This is a genomic window from Streptococcus sp. AS14 (assembly GCF_000286495.1).
GTDB classification, from domain to species: domain Bacteria; phylum Bacillota; class Bacilli; order Lactobacillales; family Streptococcaceae; genus Streptococcus; species Streptococcus sanguinis_P.
In genome coordinates this window covers 75,320-96,375 of sequence record NZ_ALKI01000016.1, presented here as the reverse complement: position 1 = coordinate 96,375, position 21,056 = coordinate 75,320, and the positions used below count along the sequence as shown (strand labels likewise).

General features: G+C 38.8%; 21 protein-coding genes and 1 pseudogene. 5 read left to right on the top strand and 17 right to left on the bottom strand.

Annotation, left to right across the window (positions count from 1 at the left end):
- Positions 1 to 105 precede the first annotated feature (105 nt).
- The 3 genes from HMPREF1150_RS03510 (at position 106) to HMPREF1150_RS03520 (ending at position 4,100) form a co-directional block, all read left to right on the top strand.
- Complete coding sequence (locus HMPREF1150_RS03510) at positions 106 to 1,467, top strand: MFS transporter (RefSeq protein WP_009660085.1); 1,362 nt, start codon at positions 106 to 108, stop codon at positions 1,465 to 1,467.
- 114 nt (positions 1,468 to 1,581) lie between these two features.
- On the top strand, positions 1,582 to 3,378 hold the full coding sequence (gene pepF, locus HMPREF1150_RS03515) for an oligoendopeptidase F (protein ID WP_009660032.1): 1,797 nt from the start codon (positions 1,582 to 1,584) through the stop codon (positions 3,376 to 3,378).
- Between the two features lie 74 nt (positions 3,379 to 3,452).
- The gene (locus HMPREF1150_RS03520; protein ID WP_002922406.1) at positions 3,453 to 4,100 is read left to right on the top strand and encodes a hypothetical protein; all 648 of its coding nucleotides are present in this window, start codon (positions 3,453 to 3,455) and stop codon (positions 4,098 to 4,100) included.
- A 232-nt stretch (positions 4,101 to 4,332) separates the two neighbouring features.
- Here the strand turns inward: HMPREF1150_RS03520 and HMPREF1150_RS03525 are convergent, their stop codons facing one another.
- The 5 genes and pseudogenes from HMPREF1150_RS03525 to HMPREF1150_RS0111290 form a co-directional block, all read right to left on the bottom strand.
- Positions 4,333 to 5,304 (bottom strand): hypothetical protein, encoded by a 972-nt coding sequence (locus HMPREF1150_RS03525; protein WP_009660113.1) that lies wholly within the window; start codon positions 5,302 to 5,304, stop codon positions 4,333 to 4,335.
- Positions 5,305 to 5,496: 192 nt separating this feature from the next.
- On the bottom strand, positions 5,497 to 5,907 hold the full coding sequence (locus tag HMPREF1150_RS12240; protein WP_002922412.1) for a hypothetical protein: 411 nt from the start codon (positions 5,905 to 5,907) through the stop codon (positions 5,497 to 5,499).
- Positions 5,908 to 6,063: 156 nt separating this feature from the next.
- Positions 6,064 to 6,378: a thioredoxin gene (gene trxA, locus HMPREF1150_RS03530; protein WP_002922416.1), complete on the bottom strand. Its 315-nt coding sequence runs from the start codon at positions 6,376 to 6,378 to the stop codon at positions 6,064 to 6,066.
- Positions 6,379 to 6,396: 18 nt separating this feature from the next.
- Positions 6,397 to 6,618 (bottom strand): DUF4649 family protein, encoded by a 222-nt coding sequence (locus HMPREF1150_RS03535; RefSeq protein ID WP_002899027.1) that lies wholly within the window; start codon positions 6,616 to 6,618, stop codon positions 6,397 to 6,399.
- A 188-nt stretch (positions 6,619 to 6,806) separates the two neighbouring features.
- Positions 6,807 to 7,220, bottom strand: a pseudogene (locus HMPREF1150_RS0111290) (YjdF family protein).
- 288 nt (positions 7,221 to 7,508) lie between these two features.
- Between HMPREF1150_RS0111290 and HMPREF1150_RS03540 the strand changes: the two are divergent.
- Positions 7,509 to 8,435: a S9 family peptidase gene (locus HMPREF1150_RS03540; protein ID WP_009660048.1), complete on the top strand. Its 927-nt coding sequence runs from the start codon at positions 7,509 to 7,511 to the stop codon at positions 8,433 to 8,435.
- An 885-nt stretch (positions 8,436 to 9,320) separates the two neighbouring features.
- Here the strand turns inward: HMPREF1150_RS03540 and rpsO are convergent.
- From rpsO to HMPREF1150_RS03560, 4 genes are all read right to left on the bottom strand, one after another.
- The gene (gene rpsO / locus HMPREF1150_RS03545; protein WP_004193424.1) at positions 9,321 to 9,590 is read right to left on the bottom strand and encodes a 30S ribosomal protein S15; all 270 of its coding nucleotides are present in this window, start codon (positions 9,588 to 9,590) and stop codon (positions 9,321 to 9,323) included.
- Positions 9,591 to 9,865: 275 nt separating this feature from the next.
- Positions 9,866 to 10,861 (bottom strand): hypothetical protein, encoded by a 996-nt coding sequence (locus tag HMPREF1150_RS03550; RefSeq protein ID WP_009660047.1) that lies wholly within the window; start codon positions 10,859 to 10,861, stop codon positions 9,866 to 9,868.
- A 197-nt stretch (positions 10,862 to 11,058) separates the two neighbouring features.
- The gene (locus HMPREF1150_RS03555; RefSeq protein WP_009660069.1) at positions 11,059 to 11,787 is read right to left on the bottom strand and encodes a pseudouridine synthase; all 729 of its coding nucleotides are present in this window, start codon (positions 11,785 to 11,787) and stop codon (positions 11,059 to 11,061) included.
- Positions 11,788 to 11,798: 11 nt separating this feature from the next.
- Positions 11,799 to 12,968: an MFS transporter gene (locus tag HMPREF1150_RS03560; RefSeq protein WP_002911656.1), complete on the bottom strand. Its 1,170-nt coding sequence runs from the start codon at positions 12,966 to 12,968 to the stop codon at positions 11,799 to 11,801.
- Positions 12,969 to 13,179: 211 nt separating this feature from the next.
- Here HMPREF1150_RS03560 and def point away from each other — a divergent pair, with 211 nt between their 5' ends.
- Positions 13,180 to 13,794 carry a peptide deformylase gene (gene def, locus HMPREF1150_RS03565; RefSeq protein ID WP_032905622.1) on the top strand — a complete coding sequence of 205 codons (615 nt, stop codon included), beginning with the start codon at positions 13,180 to 13,182 and terminating at the stop codon, positions 13,792 to 13,794.
- A gap of 61 nt (positions 13,795 to 13,855) precedes the next feature.
- Here def and HMPREF1150_RS03570 read toward each other — a convergent pair whose 3' ends face one another.
- From HMPREF1150_RS03570 to HMPREF1150_RS03605, 8 genes are all read right to left on the bottom strand, one after another.
- Positions 13,856 to 14,086: a GlsB/YeaQ/YmgE family stress response membrane protein gene (locus HMPREF1150_RS03570; protein WP_002893807.1), complete on the bottom strand. Its 231-nt coding sequence runs from the start codon at positions 14,084 to 14,086 to the stop codon at positions 13,856 to 13,858.
- Between the two features lie 94 nt (positions 14,087 to 14,180).
- Positions 14,181 to 15,422, bottom strand: a complete 1,242-nt coding sequence (locus HMPREF1150_RS03575; RefSeq protein WP_002911654.1) for an aminopeptidase — start codon at positions 15,420 to 15,422, stop codon at positions 14,181 to 14,183.
- Between the two features lie 21 nt (positions 15,423 to 15,443).
- Positions 15,444 to 15,596, bottom strand: a complete 153-nt coding sequence (locus tag HMPREF1150_RS12160; protein WP_002911653.1) for a hypothetical protein — start codon at positions 15,594 to 15,596, stop codon at positions 15,444 to 15,446.
- 87 nt (positions 15,597 to 15,683) lie between these two features.
- On the bottom strand, positions 15,684 to 15,962 hold the full coding sequence (locus tag HMPREF1150_RS03585; protein WP_002911652.1) for a type II toxin-antitoxin system YafQ family toxin: 279 nt from the start codon (positions 15,960 to 15,962) through the stop codon (positions 15,684 to 15,686).
- Positions 15,955 to 16,218, bottom strand: a complete 264-nt coding sequence (locus HMPREF1150_RS03590; RefSeq protein ID WP_002911650.1) for a type II toxin-antitoxin system RelB/DinJ family antitoxin — start codon at positions 16,216 to 16,218, stop codon at positions 15,955 to 15,957. The genes HMPREF1150_RS03585 and HMPREF1150_RS03590 overlap by 8 nt, the downstream gene beginning before the upstream one ends.
- Before the next feature lie 148 nt (positions 16,219 to 16,366).
- Entirely contained in the window at positions 16,367 to 19,066 is a 2,700-nt protein-coding gene (locus tag HMPREF1150_RS03595; protein WP_002911649.1) for an AAA family ATPase, read from the bottom strand.
- A 4-nt stretch (positions 19,067 to 19,070) separates the two neighbouring features.
- The gene (locus tag HMPREF1150_RS03600) at positions 19,071 to 19,766 is read right to left on the bottom strand and encodes an ABC-three component system middle component 1 (protein WP_223321695.1); all 696 of its coding nucleotides are present in this window, start codon (positions 19,764 to 19,766) and stop codon (positions 19,071 to 19,073) included.
- Positions 19,767 to 19,770: 4 nt separating this feature from the next.
- Positions 19,771 to 21,036, bottom strand: coding sequence for an ABC-three component system protein (locus tag HMPREF1150_RS03605; RefSeq protein ID WP_002911647.1), 1,266 nt, complete (start codon positions 21,034 to 21,036; stop codon positions 19,771 to 19,773).
- Positions 21,037 to 21,056: the final 20 nt, after the last annotated feature.

The following is a 21,056-nucleotide window of genomic DNA, read 5'->3' as shown; positions in this document are numbered from 1 at the left end:
TTCGTAAAATAAGATGGCGGTATAGCCACTATTCACTTTTCAAAGAGGATTTCTTGCTTTATAATAAAGACAGTGACTCATTTCAAACATGTAAAGGAGACAATCGTGCCAAATCATCAAACAGTTGAAAAGAAAGATTTTTTCTCGCTCCTTGCGACAGCCTTAGTCTGCTTTGCAGGCATCTTATCTGAAACCAGTATGAATGTAACCTTCCCGCATCTAAGTAAGGTCTTTGGCTTAGGATTGGGAACGCTACAATGGATTACAACAGGATATTTGTTAGCAGTGGCCATTACGATTACTTTAGGAGCAACCTTAGCCCACAATTGGAAAGAGAGAACCATCCTCTTTACTGCTTTGGCCAATTTTTGCTTGGGCACACTGATTGCCATGTTGGCTCCAAGCTTTCCTATCTTGATGATAGGGAGAGTCCTACAAGGAGGAGCTACTGGATTAGCCATTCCTTTGCTCTTTAACTTGATTGTTGAGCGTGTTCCTAAGCAAAAAATTGGAACCTACATGGGCTTATCTGGGATGGTGGTCAGCCTAGCACCAGCAGTTGGGCCGACTTACGGTGGTTTTATGATTAGTCGTTTTGACTGGCATATGATTTATACCTTTATTCTTCCTGTCCCAATCATTTCTTTTATTCTTGGCTTTTTCTTTTTAAGCAATTCCGAACAGTCGAGGAAACGCGCCTTTGACCTCCTCTCATTTCTCCTCTTAGCAGGCTCACTCGTCTTTGCCATTGTAGCTATCTCCAGCTTAGAAGAAGGACATATCGATTGGCTCTATCTTGTTCTCTGCATACTGCCACTAGCTTGCTTTATCTATCGGAGCTTGAAGATTGACCATCCATTCCTAGATATTCGTATCTTAAAGCAACCAACAGTCTTATTGGCTATTTTACCCTTCTTCATTTTTCAGTTTATCAACCTATCAGCTAATTTTCTGATTCCCAACTTCCTAGTCATAGAAAAAAACATTTCAACTGCTCAGGCAGGCTTCGCACTTCTTCCAGGAACCATGCTCGGAGCCTTCCTATCTCCTCTCTTTGGCAAACTCTATGATAGAAATGGTCCTAAACCAACCCTTTTTACAGGAAATTCTCTTCTTTTCCTTGCTGTATTCTTGCTCCTTATCTTTACAAAAGAACTTACCTTAACAGCTGTTATTGCGATTTATATTTGCTTTACCTTGGGGCGAAACATGGCCTTCAATAACACACTTGCTCTAGCCACGACTCAAGTTGATAAAGGAAAGACTGCAGATACGACTGCGCTCTTTCAGCTGGCCCAGACCTTTGCGGGCGCTATAGGTACTGCAGTTACAGCTGTCATCGCCAACCAAGCTCCCAATATGACAAAAGGAACTCAAAACGTCTTCACCCTGCTATTAGGTTTGGTTATCTTCGTATTCTTGTCTTATCTACTGCTTTTTAAAAGGATTGCAGCAAAGAAACATTGACTTTTATCCTTAAGTGATAGACATCTAAAAAATACTGACTTATCCTTCTCCCCCAAAGACATTTTGGGGGATTTTTTGCTATACTATTTCTATATACGACAAAAGGAGTAGACTATGGAACAAAAACATCGTTCTGAATTTCCGGAAAATGAACTCTGGGACCTAACAGCCCTTTACCAAGACCAAGAGGACTTCCTCCGGGCCATCGAAAAGGCTAAAGAGGACATCCAAAAATTCGTCCGTGATTATCAAGGCAAGCTTAGCACTTTCGAAGATTTTGAGCGGGCATTTGCTGAGTTAGAGCAGATTTATATCCAAATCAGCCACATCGGTAACTACGGTTTTATGCCACAGACCACTGACTATGGCGACGAGAACTTTGCGCAGATTGCCCAAGCAGCTATGGAGTTTGAGACCGAGGCCAATGTCGCACTCAGCTTCTTTGACGACGCCCTAGTCGGCGCAGACGAGGCTGTCTTGGAGAAACTAGGCCAAGAGCCCCATCTGACCTCAGCCATCCGCCAGGCTAAAATCAAAAAAGCCCACTATTTGGGTGCAGATGTCGAAAAAGCCTTGACCAACCTAGGTGAAGTCTTTTACAGTCCACAGGATATTTACACCAAGATGCGAGCTGGCGACTTTGCTATGGCTGACTTTGAAGTAGACGGCAAAGTTTACAAAAACAGCTTTGTCACCTATGAGAATTTCTATCAAAACCATGAAAATGCAGAAATCCGCGAAAAATCTTTCCGTTCTTTCTCTGAAGGCCTTCGCAAGCACCAAAATGCCGCTGCAGCTGCCTATCTGGCTCAGGTCAAGTCTGAAAAACTACTGGCTGACATGAAGGGCTATGACTCTGTCTTTGACTACTTGCTAGCTGAGCAAGAAGTTGATCGCTCTATGTTTGACCGGCAGATCGACTTGATCATGAGCGAATTTGCCCCAGTAGCTCAGAAATACCTCAAACATGTCGCTAAGGTAAACGGACTTGAAAAAATGACCTTTGCCGACTGGAAGCTGGACTTGGACAGCGAGCTCAATCCCGAAGTCAGCATTGATGATGCCTACGACCTCGTCATGAAGTCAGTTGAGCCACTCGGACAAGAGTATTGTCAAGAAGTTGCCCGCTATAAGGAAGAACGTTGGGTCGACTTTGCGGCCAATGCCGGGAAAGACTCTGGAGGCTATGCTGCTGATCCTTATCGGGTCCACCCTTATGTCCTCATGAGCTGGACTGGCCGTATGAGTGATGTCTATACTCTGATTCACGAGATTGGCCACTCTGGTCAATTTATCTTCTCTGACAATCACCAAAGCTACTTTAACGCCCACATGTCTACCTACTACGTGGAAGCACCGTCTACCTTTAATGAGCTCCTACTCAGTGATTATCTGGAACGCCAGTTTGATAACCCACGCCAGAAACGCTTTGCCCTGGCTCACCGTCTGACGGATACCTACTTCCACAACTTCATCACTCACTTGCTGGAAGCTGCCTTCCAACGCAAGGTCTATACTTTGATTGAAGAAGGCGGAACCTTCGGCGCAAGCAAACTCAACGCTATCATGAAAGAAGTCTTGACGGACTTCTGGGGCGATGCCGTTGAAATCGACGACGACGCTGCCCTGACTTGGATGCGCCAAGCCCACTACTACATGGGGCTCTACAGCTATACTTACTCAGCTGGTCTGGTCATCTCTACTGCAGGCTACCTACACCTGAAAAATGACGAAAATGGTGCCCGTGACTGGCTTGAGCTGCTCAAATCTGGCGGCAGCAAGACTCCGCTTGAGTCAGCTATGATTATCGGAGCAGATATTTCGACAGACAAACCGCTCCGCGATACCATCCAGTTCTTGTCCGACACAGTTGATCAGATTATTGCCTACAGCGAGGAGTTGGGGGAATAGATACTTATTCCGTGAGGAATTCGTTGGCGAATATGTTAGACTAGTTAGTAAAAATCTATCAATGAGGAGATAACATGAAAAATAAGCCCCTACTAGTGGCTGTTGCAGTCTTGTCTTTAGTTAGTCTTGTTGCTTGTAGCAGTCCAAAGAAAGAGTCCAGTAACTCATCATCTTCGGAATCTAGTTCCACAAGTGTTGTAAAAGAGACTACAGAATCGAGTAGTAAGGTAGAGGAAAAAACATCAGATGGTAATCAGAGTTCTGAAGAAACTAAACGTATCGGTTCAGCAGATTATGGATATGTCAATATCCCGAGTGACTGGAAAAAATATGAATATGTAGAAGGTGGAGATAACATCCAATACAAAGATCAGAGTGGTACTAATGCTATTATTTTAAATGCCTCCAATAGAGAAAAAGCAAATGTAGCTGAAGGAGAGGAATTTAGTGCTGAGATGATGGCTCAAAGATTTGAAAGTGCCATGAACGGAAAAAATAAAGTTGTTAAGGTTTCAAGATCTTCTGCTAATGTTGGAGGAAACGAAGCAATTCAAGTAAATATGAGTCTTAAATCAGGCAATTATATTATTTTCTGGACATTCCAAAAGGATGATAAGGTGTATGTCATTACGTGTGTTTGCAATGAAAAAACAATAGCTCAATTGACAACTTATGTCAAAGATACTTGGAGCTTTGATGGAACAGGTGCCGTGACGGATTAATGAAGAGTGTTAGGTAGCTGTACTGACCCCAAAAACTAGATAAATAATTTAAGCGAAGGATTTAGTTCTGTATTGTACAGGACTAAGTCCTTCGCTTAAATAAATTGTTTAACTTTTTGGGGTCAGTACAAAACGGGTGATTTTTTCATGCAATCTAGGTAGCTTTTATCTACTCAATGTCCAACTAGCAGAAGATATGAGTGCGCATGTATCGAAGAGCTCTGACTAAAGGTTATTCAAATTTCTTTTTATTCGCTTCATTTGCTGGTGTCATATTGATTTGTAAAAGATTGGCAATATTTTCTTTGTCTATTGTAGCTTTTCCCTTACTATCTACCTTAATAGCAAGGTAATGGGTACTATTATCAAGATAATCCATCCCCTGTAAATCCACATAGTTGTCTGCTTTAAAATCAAGAGCAGCTAATTGATAGACAAATCGAATATTCAATCCTTTGGCATAGTTGGTTTCGACAACCTTATTGTGTTCATCTACCATTCCTTGGAAGAATTCTTTATAGTTATCATGATAAGAAGCCTTCACTTCATATTGATAAGTATCTACTGATGGAGCCTTAAATTGCAAATAAACCATGTCGCCCTCTACCTTATAATCCTCAAGAGTATAGGCCCCAGCTTTTCCCAATGCATTAGTATTCACCTTGAAAAACATTGGTGCGTATACCTTGATTGGATAACTTTCTCCCTTATACTTAAAGACCGTATCATTTGAAAAAGTTGAATAGCGTTCAGATAAGGTAGGGATTAAAACCTCATTCCAAATTTTGTTAAAAAATTCTTCTTGATTGCTTGTACCTGTAGCTTTCAGAACCAAATCGAAGTTTTCTTGATTGACAAAGACGGCATCCACCAATTTAAGGGCCGCTTGAACCTTAGGGTCAGAAATTTCTTTTTTCTTCTTTTCAAGATTATCAGCCGCCTGTTTAACGCCATCTAAAGTTGTATTAATTTCCTTGCCGCTATTTGTTTCAATATATGTTTTCTCATAGGAAACAGGCCCGACTTTTGCATTCCAGTCAAATGATGCAGCAGGGCCAGTTACATCCGTATTATGATAGGTCGAAGTCTCAGTGTTTTTTGGGGCTTCTGAACTATTTCTTGCAGTATTTGAGCGATTAAACGAACATCCAACTAATAAAGCTGCTATAGCTACAAGGAAATAAAATCTAAATATCTTTCTCATGATATGCTCCTTTTCCAATTGATTTTAATGACTACTATCTATTATATCATGATAACTTTTTTTGACGAGTCTGGAACAAGAAGATTTTGATTTTCCAGTTTCTTTATCATATTTCTTACAGCAAATAGTTGGGGGAATAAAGAATAAACAAAATCAGCTTGAAGATTTGCTTCAAGCTGATTTTTAAATAGTTTAATAAAAATAAAGAGGCCCAAAAAAGTGGAAATAAAGTAAAATGTAGGCACTAAAACAAGCGATAAATATAAGCCATCTTGTCCAGTACTGTGACTTAGTATAATTCTTCATTCGCAACAGCCCGATGAAAAACCAGATCAGACTCCAAAAAACCAGGCCTAATATCTGAGGGGCAAAATATGAAATTAAAAGCAAAACAGGGATCAACAAGGCTAATACTAGTATGATTCTTTTTTGCGTTATCTCTTCCCTAGGAATCATCCACCCCACAAAGAAACATAAAACCGCTGGAGCGATGAATGGTGTAAAAATCATAAAGACAAATAAAAGATGTTTTAGAAACTCAATCATTAACATTACTTCATTCCCATCATGTTTTAAATAACCCGGCTCCCTAACGAGACCCATTGAAAAAATACTTCTACTTATTATACCTTAAAAAGTGAATTTTCGAACAAATTTTTAAAATTGACTTCTTATTGTTACAATCGAAATAAAAAAGGCCGCTCCAAACAAGAGCAGTCTCATTTTAAAACAGGTCTATTTTAGTCTTGTACTCACTGACTATCCCAACTCCGCCACAATGGCTTTAATCTGCTGGGCAGTATGAACACCCGCTAGCTGCTTGACGACCTGACCGTCTTTTTTAAAGAGCAAGGTCGGGATAGACATGATGCCAAAGTCGCGTGCTGTAGCTGGATTTTCATCCACATCCATCTTGACAATCTTAAGCTCATCTTCGGGAAGTTCCTCTGAGAGCTTGTCAAGGATTGGCCCTTGCATGCGACAAGGCCCACACCAAGTCGCCCAAAAGTCAATGAGCACTAATCCGTCTTTTGTTTCTTGCTCAAATGTTGCATCTGTGATTGCTTTTACCATTATTTTTCTCCTTTATTCTTAGTCAAACTTTGTCAAATCCTGCTTCATCAGGAAAAAGAAGACATCGCCATAAGTACCCTGGTAGTTCAAATCATGACCTTTATAAGTCAATTTTTTAACTGGGTAATAATCTGCCACTCCAATCAAGCAGGCTTGCTGGGACTGCTCAAACTCCTGATAAGACTCAAAGGTCATCTTGCGCTCCTGCTTGACAGCATCCAAATATGTAATTTCAATCATAAACTCTCCTTTTTCAAATTACTCTTGTAATTTTTATTTTATGATTATATTGTAATATCTTTAGTTACATCTGTCAAATAAAACGACTTGGAGAAATAACTTCGCTTTTCAAGCCACTCACTGATTTCCTGACAAACAAAAAAGCCTCCCATCGGAAGACTTTCCCATATAAATGAGAAAAAGCAGGCTCAATGCCCCTTGTGCTTTTCCAATCGTTTTTGCTGTTTGAGTTCGAATTTCCTTTGCTTAGCCAGTTCTTTCTGCTGCTTGTGCTTGACTCGAGCAATTATCTTTTGCTCTTCTAATTGCAGACTCAGCGCTTCCTGAGACTTTGAAGAACGTGAAGCCAGCTGCTCCTTTTTAGCCTGTCTCTGCAGGCGTTTAGGACTGACCGACTTAGTCTTCTCCTTCACTCTGATGCTAGGACTAAACTGCAACCGATGATAATAACGGTTTAGAAAATCCAACAATTCCTGCGTGCTAGGCTCTGCACCAAAGGTGACTCGGCAAACTCTATAAGATTAAGCATGTTCCTGCTCGAAAAGACCGTGCCAAAATCCCTCTTCAAAATAAACTGTCAGCGTCATTGAAATCTTATCCATGACAGCACCTCCTTTAAAAAATCCCTAAGAATGGACAACCAAGGAGGAAGGTTACTGACAAAAAATGGTTTTTTGCGTCTGGACTACCAACCAGAACTGTGTTTTTATCTTAGTAGCTACAGTCTAGCAAGATTTTCTAAAAAATTCAAGATTATCAGAATCTCGCTTAGATAAGTGAATTGGATTTTCTTGTATGAAAGGCAGAAAAATCAAAAGACAAGAAAGCTCTCTTCTTGTAAAATACATTCATTTCCGCTATAATACTACAAATACTGAAAGGAGAGAACTATGAAGTATATTTGGGCTTTCTTAGCAACCTTGAGCTTGGCTGGACTGGTTCTTTTCTTCTGGCATTCCCAAACCAAATCAAATCCTACCCCTCCTAAGCCAGAAACCACACAGACAGCTTCTAGCGAGAAAATCGACAAGCAACCGACTCCGACAGAAGACATCGTGTCTGAAGAATACAGTGTTTCATACGACGACAAGCAGCTCTACGGAAAGATTACTGCTCCTCGTGACTACAAGAGTAAAAAATTGCCGACCATTGTCATTGCACATGGATTGAACAACACCCTTGAACAATATGACATGTACAGCCAGCTGTTGGCAAAGCAAGGCTATCTGGTTTACAGCTTTGATTTCTACGGTGGCAGCCGCCGATCGAAAAGCGGTGGACAAGATATGCTGAATATGTCGGTCAAGACCGAACTCACAGACTTGACTCAAGTCATGGAAAAGCTGAGTTTCGAGGCCTTTGTAGATAAGAGCAAAATGAGCTTATTCGGTGCTAGCCAAGGTGGTGTCGTTGCCAGTCTCTATGCTGCTGCTTATCCGGACCGCGTGCACAAACTCATGCTCATCTTTCCAGCTTTCGTTCTTTTTGACGATGCCAAAGAGACCTATCGTGAGCTAGGGAGCCCTGACTTCGATCAACTTCCCGATAGCCTGACACACCACAATGTTACTCTAGGGAAGATTTATCTAATTGATGCTTTAGGTATCGATATCCAATCTGAGCTGGCCAAAATTACAGCTCCGACTCTGATTATCCATGGCACTGATGATGCAGTCGTTCCCTACCAGTATGCGGTCGAAGCCAGTCAGACTATTCCAAATGCAGAGCTAGTCACTGTAGAAGGTGGGGAGCATGGCATCGACGAAAGATTTGCTATCACTGCCGCTCCTGCAATCCAAAAATTCTTGAAAGAGTAAATTTGCTGATAGAAAAAGTTCTTCTAAGGGATAGAAGGACTTTTTATTTAGAAAAACAAGAAATGCCGGATGAAGATAGAAAAACACTGGTATTTAAACCAATCAATATAGGCTAACAAAGGACTAAGTAATTTATAGAAAAAATTAACAAAAAACGCGCATAAAGTGAGAATATTTTTTGAGCTCGGGCTAAAATCCTAGTGAAAAAAGCTACCCAATTAGAGTAGCTTCATTATCAAGATGTGCTCAATTGAACACGGCCTAAGCACTTGGCAAAAAAGATAAAATCTCCTAGAAAGTGAAGTTTCTTCGTCAATTTTCCTATTTTTGCTTTGTGCTTTTGACAGCCTTTGTATCTTGTTAATTGAACACGGCCTAAGTGAGTTGATAAAACAAAAAAGCCCTCTGAATCCAGAGAGCCATTTTGAGCTCGGGCTAAAATCCATGAAAAAAGCTACCCAATTTAGAGTAGCTTCATTATCAAGATATGCACAATTGAACACGGCCTAAGCACTTTGCAAAAAAGATAAAATCTCCTAGAAACTGAAGTTCCTTCGTCAATTTCCTATTTTTGCTTTGTGCTTTTGACGGCTTTTGTATCTTGTTAATTGAACAACTCGGCCTAAATGAGTTGATAAAACAAAAAAGCCCTCTGAATCCAGAGAGCCGATTTGAGCTCGGGCTAAAATCCTAGTGAAAAAGATGAAACTCCTTGTGTTCATCGAACACGGTGTCGTTTCCCTATTTTCATACGGATTTTTGGCGCCCTTAGCATCCCGTTTCTTGCTGGATAAAACGTTTATAGACTAGGCGACGAGTCGAAGATTGTACTAATGGTACATCGAGACGAAGTCAACGAAGTATAGAAACGTTTTAGACGCAAGATTAACGACGAAGTCCTAGAGAGTTGATCAACTCACGGTAACGGTTAACGTCGTTTTTACGCAAGTATGCAAGCAAGTTACGACGGCGACCGATTTTCTTCATCAATCCACGGTAAGTAGCGTGGTCTTTTTTGTGTTGTTTGATGTGGTCGTTGAGGTGGTTGATTTCCCAAGTAAGGACAGCAACTTGTACCTCTACTGAACCAGTGTCACCTTCGTGACGTGCGTATTGTGCAATGATTTCATTTTTTTTCTCTTTTGAGATTGCCATGATATACTCCTTTTCTTTACGCTTCATCCGAGTGACAGGTTTGGCATGGCCTGCAACCAAGAAGAAGTTATTTGTCTTTACGACATACTTATTCTACCAAGAAGGTCTACCTTTGTCAAATGATTCTACTCCATCTTCTTCCTATCTAAATTGTAATTTTTTCGAGATAGCCAAGCATAAGCAGCTATTCCCCAGCAAGCAAATAAAAAGATAATCTGCTCAGGATAGTCATAAAAAACCAGCCTCCTAGGACTGGTTAAAAAACTTTAGTTCATCTATCTTTCTAAACTTGCTCTGATTGTACCGCCAGTATCAAGAATAAGTATTTTCTTACCATTTTGAACTACTACGAAATAATTGTTAGAATTGATTTCAATGTAGATATCCTTATTACTTTTGACTTGATAGCCTTCTTCTCCGACTGATTCTTTAATCATGGCAATCTTTTCCCCGACTTCTTTTTCACTCAGTTTCTCTTCAGAATTATCAGCAATCAATTTCGTATATTCTACAAAGGGATAGAGCCCCAATCTACTCGAATCACTAGAATTATATTCTTCATCACGATCGGATTCTATATTTACAATTCCAACATCAGAAATACTTACATTCTTTGAATTTTCACTATTTTTATAACGAATTTTCCACTCACCAACAAATGCCTTAGGATACTGAACTTTATAAAATCGAAGACGCTTGATATACTGTGAGTCATTTGAACTATTGATACCTGAACGACTATCATAAATAATCATACTTCCATCATTTTGCAGAAGGTGGTAAATCTTGTTTTCGTCAATATAAGCAGAAAAAATAGCCTTGGTATTGAGTTTGAAATGCTTATCAAAATCAGCTAAGGTCTTAATTTTTGGATCGTTTTCTGCCTTAATAAATTTTTCAAAATCAGCTTTAGCTTTGTCCCCTTCAGCTAATTTTTCAATATCTTTTTTACCATTAAATAGCTTTTTCTTATCATTCAGTTCATAAACAAAAGAAATAGAGTCAGCTGGATTAATCCATACGCCATCAAGATCCGAAATCTTCGGTCCCATTCCAAATAGTACAAACACCAAAATTCCTAAGACTGTAACAGCAATTGAAATCCCCACTATAAGGTTACGGCGCTTGTTCTTAGCTTGAAGTATCGTTGTTGCTTTAGGAATTTCTTGAGTTACAAACTGCCCACTTGTCTTTGCCGCTTGAAACTCTTGAGCTGTTGGTTTTCGATGATAAGTAGCTTCAAACTGCGCAACCCACTCATTCTGATTCATAACATCCTCCTCTATAATGATTCTAACAGTGAATTCTCATTGCTAGCAAACTAACTATTTACTATCTTGAAATTTATTATACCATATATATTAACCAGAAAAACATTCACTAGTGAAAAAATTTGTGACTTGGGCTAGCATTTGATAGATTACAACTATGTGAGATGTAAAAAATTAGCTGTGAAGTACTAAGTCATTTACAATTCAACCCCAAAGATTTCTAAAGAAAGCATTTCTATCTCGGTCAGCCTCCGCCATTCTCCAAGTGCAAGTGCGGAATCTAACTGTAGGGATCCCATCGTGAGGCGCTGAAGATCCGTCACTTCTTTTCCGCAGGAAGCCACCATGCGCTTGACCTGGTGGAACTTGCCTTCAGCTAGAGTAATTTCTACGAGAGAAGTCTCTTTTGCCTCGTCCAGCTCTACAATCTTGAGCTGAGCTGGCTGGCAGGTGAAATCTTTCAACTCTATTCCTGCAGCAAAGCGCTCTACATCTGCTTGGTTCATCAGGCCTGCCACTTGAGCACGATAGATTTTTTCTACGTGCTTTTTGGGTGACAGCATGGCATGAGCCAACTTGCCATTATTGGTCAGAAGGAGCAGGCCGTGGGTATCAATATCCAAACGGCCGACAGGAAAGACTTCTTTCTGACGGGCAGTCTCGTCCAGCAAGTCCAGAACCGTCTTATGACGGTCATCCTCTGTCGCCGAAATGACTCCCTGCGGCTTGTTGAGAAGATAGTAGACGAATTTTTCATAGGTCAGCCTTTGGCCAGAAACGACAATCTCATCTGCTGTCTCATCAATCTGGGTCTTAGGTGATTTCTCTGCTCTGCCATTGACCAAAACCAGCCCTTTCTTTAGGAACTGCTTGACCTGAGCACGTGAGCCCAGACCATTTTCTGCTAAAAATTTATCCAGACGCATCGTATAACCTCCTAGCTTTTTGGGGCCAATCCGCTCTTTCCTTTGCTAAATCTTAGAACAAAGAGCGAGGTCAAAATCATAGCTAGTCCCAAAACGCTGAAGATAAAGGCTGGGACGTTGGAGAATCTCCCGATGAAACTGAGGACAAATGTAGTGGCCGTTGCTCCGATACTGCAACCTAAAATCACGATAGAAGTAGCTTGATTGAGTAGGTGGGCGGAAATGCGCTCGGACAGGGTGTAAAAAATGGTCGTCAGACCGACACTATAGACAAAACCGGCGCTAATAGTAGCCATGCTGAGTGACAAAAGATTAGGTGAGAAGCCAATGATAATCTGAGTCAGTCCAAAAACCAGACCAGAAAGCATCAGCAGTTTATCTCTAAAAAGACGGGTCAAACTAGCAAAGCTGATGCCCGCTGCAATCCCAATCAACTGCATCAAGGAAAGAATCACGCCTGCAGTCTGGGCGGTTCCCATACCAGACTTCTCCACAATCCCCGGCACCCGCACATTGATGGCAATATAGGTCAGCACAATAACCCCCGCCACAAAGGCAAAAGCTAGACTTAACTGCCAATCCTGCTGGCTTAGCTTAGGAGCCAATTCAGACTGTTCTTGCTGCTTTTCAGAGACCTTGTCATAAGGGACAAAAAGCAGATAAAGCGCCAAAACCACAAGACCGAAGCTATAGACGAGAAAGGCAGCCTGCCAACCGAGAGGAAGAAGCCAACTGACGCCAAAAGTTAAGAGGGCTGTCCCGACTACTTCTGCTGATCCCCTCAGTCCTAAAAGCCGAACACGTTCCTGTCCCTTGTAGCGCTCGCTAACAATTGAGATAGCCTTGGCATTAAGCAGACCGATTCCCATCCCAAAGACAAGCCGAGAGGCAAACATAAGCCAGTAAGACTGGTTAAGAAGAGGAAGAAGCCCGCAAAGTGAAAAAATCACAAGTCCGCTCACAATCATCTGGCGCTCGGTCAGGTACTTTTCAATGACACGATTTAACAGTAACATGAGCATAATCCCAGCCGAAGGCAAAGAAACCAATAGTTCTACCCAACTTTCTGGAATCCCTTTATAAAAAGCAAACATGGCCGACTGGGCACTGGAAATCGAAAAAGCCGTCGTCAGAATCAAAGAAAGCGAGAGGATACTCACCTTTTCCATCAATTTTTTCATTCTATTTTCCTTTAAAATTCACACTACCTCTATCATACAGTTTTTTGGGTCAAGACGCAATTTCTTTGTCAGGAATATTATGGGTCCCTGTGGCTCCATCAAAAAGCAGACACCCCCAGCCAGTCAAAACCGCTCCCGCCTTTATTTCTTACAGGTTTTATGTTATGATGAAGGATAGAAAAAGGAGAGAATCATGTCTGTGAGTGAAAAAATATCTGTTATTGAACGATTAACCAAACCAGCCCATTTAATTGATATGAAGGATATTATCCGCGAGGGCAATCCAACCCTGCGCGCTATCGCTGAGGAAGTCAGCTTCCCTCTATCAGACCAAGAAATCATTCTGGGCGAGAAGATGATGCAATTTCTCAAGCATTCCCAGGACCCAGTCACGGCAGAAAAAATGGGGCTGCGCGGCGGTGTTGGTCTAGCCGCTCCCCAGCTGGATATTTCCAAACGGCTCATCGCTGTTTTAGTTCCCAACCCTGACGACGAAGAGGGCAATCCGCCTAAGGAAGCTTATAGTCTGCAAACGCTGATGTACAATCCTAAGATTGTAGCCCACTCCGTTCAGGATGCAGCTTTAGCTGATGGTGAAGGCTGCCTGTCAGTCGATCGAGAAGTACCGGGCTACGTAGTTCGTCATGCACGAGTGACCGTGGATTACTTTGACAAGGATGGTCAAAAGCATCGTATCAAACTCAAGGGCTATAACGCCATTGTTGTTCAGCATGAAATCGACCATATCAACGGCATCATGTTCTATGACCGTATTAATGAAAAAGACCCATTTGCAGTCAAAGACGGCATGTTGGTGATTGAGTAAATAACTTGCATATCATTATCGAAAATACCTAGATAGAAACTATCTAGGTATTTTTTCTATTCTAACTATCCCGTCTCCAGAAAATAGCCAAGAGAATAACTGCCCCTAGCACTGATGGAACAATAGCTGTATCAGCCAGCATTGGTCCCCAGTGGCCAAAGAGAAATTGACCAATCAAGGAACCAAACCAGCCCAAAAGGATTTTTCCGATACAGCCCATGCGCTCCCCACGGCTGGTAATAGCCCCGGCGATAAGGCCGATAATAAAACCGACAAACATACTACCAATCATATATGCCCCTTCTTTCTATATTTCTAGCAAGGCTTCTCAAGAAGCAAGTGGAAGCTGTCATTATGGAATGCGTCATTTAAGGCAACTCGAAAGCTTAGATTGCCCAGTCTCCATTTCTAAAGATTGCTACGCGGCTGCCATCTTCGCGGATACCGTCAATATCCATCTGATCAGAGCCAATCATAAAGTCCACATGGACATCCGAGCGGTTGAGACCCGCTGCTTCCAGCTCTTCTTCGGATAAATTCTCTCCACCGACTACACTAGTCGCATAGGCTGCACCGATAGCCAAGTGGTTAGAAGCATTTTCATCAAAGAGAGTATTGAAGAAGGTGATACCTGACTGAGAAATCGGACTTGGATCTGGCACCAAGGCACACTCACCTAAAGCACGCGCACCCGCATTTTCAAAGACAAGATCCTTCATAACCTGATCTCCCTTTTCAGCAGTAATGTCCACAATCTGGCCATCCTTGAAGGTCACCTTGATGCCTTCGATGATGTTGCCATTGTAGCTGAGAGGCTTGGTGCTAGTCACATAACCTTCAGCTCGGCGGAAGTCCGGTGCTGTAAAGACCTCTTCTGTCGGCATGTTGGCAATGAAATACTCGCCCTGAGCATTTAGACTGCCAGCTGACTCCCAGTGATGGTTCTTGGGCAAGCCCAATGTCAAGTCAGTTCCAGGAGCTGTGTAGTGCAGAGCTGTGAATTGCTCCTCGTTTAAAACCTTAGCTTTTGAGCTGAGTTTTTCTTCATGAGCTTTCCAAGCGGCTACTGGGTCATCTTCATAGACACGGCAGGTTTTGAAAATCTGATCCCAAAGCAAGTCTACCGCTTCCTCATCACTGGCTGCGTTTGGAAAGACCTTCTTAGCCCACTCTGTACCGGCTGCTGCAGCGACTGTCCAGCTGACTTTATTGGATTGGGTTGCAATCCGCATCGGCTTCATGGCTATCCCCATAGCCTTAGCAGAAGCCGATAATTTCTCGGCATCCACGCCATTTAAAGCTCCTGGGTCAGATGAACGAACGCCCAAGCGGCTGGCTTTCTTTTCGAGGAGATAGTTCATCTCAGCCACCTTATAGTCTGGAACATTGTCCAAGCGCTCCATCGGTGCATGGAGGAATTTCTCCCGCGTAGTCAAATCATCCGCCCACTGGACGATGACCTCGTGAGCACCCAGAGCATAGGCTTCCTTGACAATCAAGTGAGCCAGCTCACGCTGCTCCACATCAATATTGAGCGCCACCGTGTGACCCGGCTGCACATTAATACCATTGGCAACCAATAGTTTAGCGTATTTTTCTAAGTTTTCTTTAAAATTTGGCAGAACCATGCTGCTTCTCCTTTTCTTTTGTTAATTCTCTTTAAACAGGGACAGCAGGCTAACCGCTGCCACCGTACCGCAAATCAAAGCGGTCATTTTCAAAATCGTATCTGGGTCAAGATCCAGCTGGTAATCAAACACCTTTTGCGCAGGCTTATCTTCGGCATTTATTCTAAGTTTCATGAGAGAGTCCTTTCTAAATCATAATTCTAAGGTATGAACTCTTACTTGTACTAGCGTCTTCAGAATCCTCAATTATCTTTTAATAGATTAAAATAAATCACTATGACTGCCTGTCCTAAGCAAGTTTAAAATCAATTCTTCCTTATCCACTTTATAAACCAAGAGCCAATCTGGCTGGATATGGCATTCTCGCACTCCTTTAAAGTGCTTGGATGCTGTCAGTTGATGATCTCGATATTTAGCAGGAAAGTCTTTTTCTTGAATCAAAAACTCCAAGACTTCTTCTAACCATTCTGCCTTAAGTCCACGCTTCATAGCCAACTTAAAATCTTTTTTAAACTGTTTATGATAACGAATCTTAAGCACGTAAGTCCTCCATCAAGTCTGATACACTCACAAAAGACTGACTCATATTCCTATTTTGATCTAAATCCCCCAATACTTCCATCAGCTTCCGACTTTCATCCAGTCTGACATCAAAGGGTAGCCCTTGGTACTGAATAGCCTGACGAAGAAAAATATTGATAGCCGTTGTCATATCCATGCCCAAGCTGTTGAAAACCTGCTGAGCCTGCTCCTTGACCTCACTGTCCAAGCGGATACTCATACTAGTCTTTGACATACTCTCACCTTCTTTCTATAGACTATTTTAACAAAAAAGAAAGCTATTGTAAATCTATTGGATATACATTAGCCTTCTTCGAATTGATTCTTATAATAGTCTAAAAGATCCACAGAGAAAACAAGACAAAGAATAAGAATTTTACATATTATCCTTGCAAGTCACTAACCTTTTCATATTTTATATTTACTTCCGAATTTGAATTTGCAAATTTATAACCCATGAACAAAGCATTAAAATCGCTATAAGTTGATAAAATGATCTGATACTTATCTATAATTCCATGACGTAAAATTTCAATAAAAGATAGTACATTCATAGCATCCATATCTTGAACTGGATCATCTATCATTAAGAAATTCAAATTATCAGATAATTTAAACATCGTATTCAATGAAAGAGTAAATGCTAGTGAAACAACCGCTAACTGACCAGTACTTAGTTGATTAATTGCATCATGATCATTATTAGGATCCGACTTAAACCTAATAATTGTCTTTGTTAGCTTTTTAGCCGTTTTTACTTCATTGCCCGTTGACTCATAAGTCGTTGTTTCTACTTCATCAGTCGTTGTTTTCTTATGCGTTAAGAAAATTCCCATACCTTGTTGATAATTTTGTAACATTTTTGCTGAGTATATAAAAAATGGGATACGTAGCTTTTTAACAATATCTATTTTGAACTGTTTTACCTCTTCTTTATATATAGTATTAATTTCTTCTAATCGTTCCACAGTTATTCTCAATGTTTCTATCTGACTTGATAAATCTTGAAGTTGCTGATTTTGAACTAGTTTATGCTGTCTATCAAGATAAAGTTTCTTATTCTCTAAATCTCCAATACGAGTATCCTCTAATACTTCCACTTTACTTTGAAAATATGTGGGAAATATGTTCTCAGCGTCTGCTATCAGATTCTCATTAATAGCATAGTTATTATCAACTGCCGAGTGAATAGCATTTTTTAATTCAAGCAATCGACTATCAATCATCGCCATATTTATCTTCGAATATGAACTTGATTCCAATTGGTATGTTTCAAACTGTAATTCAGAAAATTCTTCTCTTAAATCACCCAGTTGCCTCTTTATATTTTCCAGATTATTAATATCTAGTAACCGATAAACATCATTATCAACTACTAATTTTGATTGAAATTCTTGCAAGTTTAACTGGTGCTGCTGATTATAGTCTTTAAATTCTAACCTTCCCAACTCATATGGTACTATAATTGTATACGACTGAATAAAAGTTTTAAAACCTTCGACATTTTGAGAATAACTTTGATGCAAATTTTTTAATTCTTGTAATCTATCTAATAAATTTTTATCTACATCCGTAGAAAGGCTATTTATTTCATCAATGATTTTCTGCTTCAGTTGCTGGATCAGTTCATTCAGCAATAATTGAGCTTCTTGCAATTGCAGACTATTTTGAGACGAAATTTCAGTTAGATAATTTTTATAACTATAATAAGCTTGCTTCAATTCTTCAAATGTTTGGAACTGTGAATTACAGAATGGACATTTGTTTCCATCAATATGTCGATGTCTCAACTCGTCAAACTTATTACCTAAGTTACTCCTTAATTGTCGTAGTTCACTTAAATTTTTGTCTACCTGGCTAGCATTATTCCTCAGACTTTGGAATTTAACTACTTGTATTTTAAGCAATTCAAAATCACCGGACAATCTATCATTTTGAGTATAAGTAATGGACTGTTCTGTCATCTCAGTAATATCTGCTGATAAATTAGTCAAGTAGATATTTAGTTGCTTTCTTCGATTGTAATCATGAACAACACTCTCATATGATTGTAGGTAATTCTCTAAAAGCACATATTCAAATAATATTGGATTGTCTAATGAATACTTTTCCCACAGCCATTGAAAACTTGATTTAAGAATATTTGGAGATAACATTGAAAAATATAATGCTTGTTTAATAGCCGTATCACCAGCAATATCTTTTTTTCGTTTATCTCTTTCCGTCTTTCTATTATACTCCTCTATCGAGAAATTCTTCTTAAAATTGATAATATTTTGTAAAGTATTTTGATAAGTTAATAATTGGTCAAGATTAACAATAGAAAAAGGAGTTTCAGCATCAAATGCAAATTCCCTATGATTAAATAATCTATGATAAGGGGTATCTGATAGTTCTTGCTGTTTTAAGTTTTGTAATTGCCCCTTGAAATTACTAATCTTTCTTCTAATAACGTTTGTTACTGTATTAATCTTTTCTATTTTCTTCTCTACTTTATCCGTTTTTACTAAAAAAGATAAACTATCGCCTCTTTCTTGTTCCGTTTGCTTTAGAAAGAAAGTTGTTTCTTCCTGTTGAATATAATTAAATAGATTAAAAATTTTTTCTATCTCATATTTCCCATTAATACCTAAAAATGCATCAATAGAACTTTGAGTAATCTTTTCCAGACTAGTATTATCTATAGAACTAAAATCTGTCTCGCTCACTTCCACTTGTCTAAATAACTTAAACTGACTAGCAGATTTTAAAGGTGCAAATATGTTTCTACGATCAGTAGAACTATTTACTAATTTTCTTACAATTAAAAGTTGGTCCCCATTCATTTTTTCTAGCCACAATTTTATAATTACAGGCTGACCAATTTCATTCTGAAAGAAGGGCTTATTATATACAATATTTTCAGCAGTAACTTTATTAATGCGAGAAAGATTACCTGTTAAACCTAACTCTATTGCATCAAAAATAGTCGTCTTACCAAACCCATTTGGTCCTACTAAAAAAGTTATATCCTTACTAAAATCAATAATCGTTTTTTGCCTAAAATTCTTAAAATTATAAAGTAAAATCTTCTTTATTTTCATAACATTATTCTTCCAAAATCTGTCTTAAATTATCAAATATATCACTATTTTCAAGTTGTTCGCGAATATTATCACTATCAAACCATTCTAAAATCTGATTTACTTGTTGCTCCTTTTTGACTTGTTGTTCACTTTCCATACGTAATTTTATTTTATCCTCAATTGTTGCAAAAGGTTTATCAGAATGAGGAAGAGAAATAAACGGTAACTTGATAATCAGTTGCATAGCAATAAAGTAGGAATCATCAAAAAACATGTCTTTCTCAAATTTATCGAATAAACTTTCTTCTAAATCATCGACATTATTTTGAACAATATGAAGCAAATACTGAACATCAGGGGCAAGGTCATTTAGACCTTTATCGGTATAAAAAATAATATACTTCCTAAAATAGTATTCATCTTCTTCGATTCTCATGGCTATATTCTTAAACCGTTCATATACTTCTTTAATATTATTAACTTTCACAGACACAAATAAGGATGTATTCTTTTTTATTTTATTATCTTGAATTTTTTCAAATTCCGATATTAGCTGATTCGTCTTTTCACAAGTAAAAAAATTTTGTGTTTTGTCACCACTTGATTCCAATTCTTCTACATCATATTCTTGAATTATAAAAAATTCATTGTTATTATTCCACAATTCAATACCTTGGTCAATACAATGATAGTCATCCTTTTCTAAAATTTTTTTCATGAAGTTATTCATCACTATTTTGATCCTCCCTCAATTTTAGAACAGTTTTCTCATAGTCTATATATTCTAAATTAATTGAAAATATATTATCCTTCTCCTTCCCCAGTAATCCAGTCTTCAATTTTTCTTTTCCCTCTTCATCTATAGGTTGAACTTCAAAAAATTTTTTGCCTTCAATATTCATATTGATCAAATAATCTGTATTAAAACTAGCTCTTATAAATCCAATATTTTTCATAATGTCATTTTTAACTTCACCAGCAGCAGCTTTTGGTTGGTGAACCATACTTAACCTAAACGACTCCTGATTAGTTTGATAATACAAGTTATTTAATATAAATTTTTCTTTTTTATACCACCTAAAAAAATTATACAAAATATATTTAATACTATCTCTATCAATCAAATTATCTAGATTATTCAAATCTTGTAGTTTCGAAATGCTATTATCGGGATGCATGTCAATTAATAGATTTTTAAAGTCATCATCAGCTAAATTTAGAATTTCATTTATTATTGTATTATCAACATCATTATCAAAATTTTCATTCCAATAAAGTGAAAATAACCCTTTTGCTCTACGAATTGATTGTCTTTCGCGTTTTTCAGTAGAAGTAACAATATTGTAAATCTCTGGAAATAAAATTACTGGATTTGCACTTCCTCCATCTTCATGCGCCTCTCTTATTTTTGTGCACAGTAAATTTTTCAGTTCAAATAAAGTTTCTTTAATATGTTCATCATCATCTTTCAGGCTAGGACTATGTGCAATGAGTAAACTTTTTATTTCTTCCTTACAAAAACTATCTATTTTAGACTCACTAACATTACTCAAGTCACAATACTTGCAACCATCAGGATACTCGTATAGTTTAACATTTTTATCATTTGAAATAAATTTGGGTTTATATGGTAGTTCTTTAAACTCCTCTTCTGATAATTCAAAGCCAATTACATCACAAATTGTATGTAAGTATCTAGAATTTTCTTCAACTCCATCTTCCTTAAATCCAGTTAGTACATCTTTATAATCATTAAGATTCTTTTTATTTTTATTTGCCTTTACTTGATGTCTTGATATAACTTCAATCCCTTTCACTATATCAATATCCTCTCCATCTTCTTTTTCAAATTGAACAGAGTAACCCCTAAAATCTTCATCGTTCTGAATCAACTCACTTAGTTCTTTCAAAGCAAGAAAAATACCAACCTGACCTTGATGGTTATATCCACTCCAACTGGATGTTGCATTGTTTTTTTCCCCAGCCAATCTATTTCCTCCTTCAGATT

Bases quoted from the DNA above. Each gene is read 5' to 3' on its own strand.
- HMPREF1150_RS12240 (WP_002922412.1), bottom strand. From the start codon at position 5,907: ATGGGTCTCGTTAGGGAGCCGGGTTATTTAAAACATGATGGGAATGAA.
- HMPREF1150_RS03600 (WP_223321695.1), bottom strand. From the start codon at position 19,766: ATGAAAAAAATTTTAGAAAAGGATGACTATCATTGTATTGACCAAGGT.
- pepF (WP_009660032.1), top strand. From the start codon at position 1,582: ATGGAACAAAAACATCGTTCTGAATTTCCGGAAAATGAACTCTGGGAC.
- HMPREF1150_RS03595 (WP_002911649.1), bottom strand. From the start codon at position 19,066: ATGAAAATAAAGAAGATTTTACTTTATAATTTTAAGAATTTTAGGCAA.
- HMPREF1150_RS03570 (WP_002893807.1), bottom strand. From the start codon at position 14,086: ATGATTGGTAGTATGTTTGTCGGTTTTATTATCGGCCTTATCGCCGGG.
- HMPREF1150_RS03540 (WP_009660048.1), top strand. From the start codon at position 7,509: ATGAAGTATATTTGGGCTTTCTTAGCAACCTTGAGCTTGGCTGGACTG.
- trxA (WP_002922416.1), bottom strand. From the start codon at position 6,378: ATGGTAAAAGCAATCACAGATGCAACATTTGAGCAAGAAACAAAAGAC.
- HMPREF1150_RS03560 (WP_002911656.1), bottom strand. From the start codon at position 12,968: ATGAAAAAATTGATGGAAAAGGTGAGTATCCTCTCGCTTTCTTTGATT.
- HMPREF1150_RS03520 (WP_002922406.1), top strand. From the start codon at position 3,453: ATGAAAAATAAGCCCCTACTAGTGGCTGTTGCAGTCTTGTCTTTAGTT.
- HMPREF1150_RS03590 (WP_002911650.1), bottom strand. From the start codon at position 16,218: ATGTCAAAGACTAGTATGAGTATCCGCTTGGACAGTGAGGTCAAGGAG.
- HMPREF1150_RS03575 (WP_002911654.1), bottom strand. From the start codon at position 15,422: ATGGTTCTGCCAAATTTTAAAGAAAACTTAGAAAAATACGCTAAACTA.
- HMPREF1150_RS12160 (WP_002911653.1), bottom strand. From the start codon at position 15,596: ATGAAACTTAGAATAAATGCCGAAGATAAGCCTGCGCAAAAGGTGTTT.
- HMPREF1150_RS03535 (WP_002899027.1), bottom strand. From the start codon at position 6,618: ATGATTGAAATTACATATTTGGATGCTGTCAAGCAGGAGCGCAAGATG.
- HMPREF1150_RS03555 (WP_009660069.1), bottom strand. From the start codon at position 11,787: ATGCGTCTGGATAAATTTTTAGCAGAAAATGGTCTGGGCTCACGTGCT.
- rpsO (WP_004193424.1), bottom strand. From the start codon at position 9,590: ATGGCAATCTCAAAAGAGAAAAAAAATGAAATCATTGCACAATACGCA.
- HMPREF1150_RS03550 (WP_009660047.1), bottom strand. From the start codon at position 10,861: ATGAATCAGAATGAGTGGGTTGCGCAGTTTGAAGCTACTTATCATCGA.
- HMPREF1150_RS03525 (WP_009660113.1), bottom strand. From the start codon at position 5,304: ATGAGAAAGATATTTAGATTTTATTTCCTTGTAGCTATAGCAGCTTTA.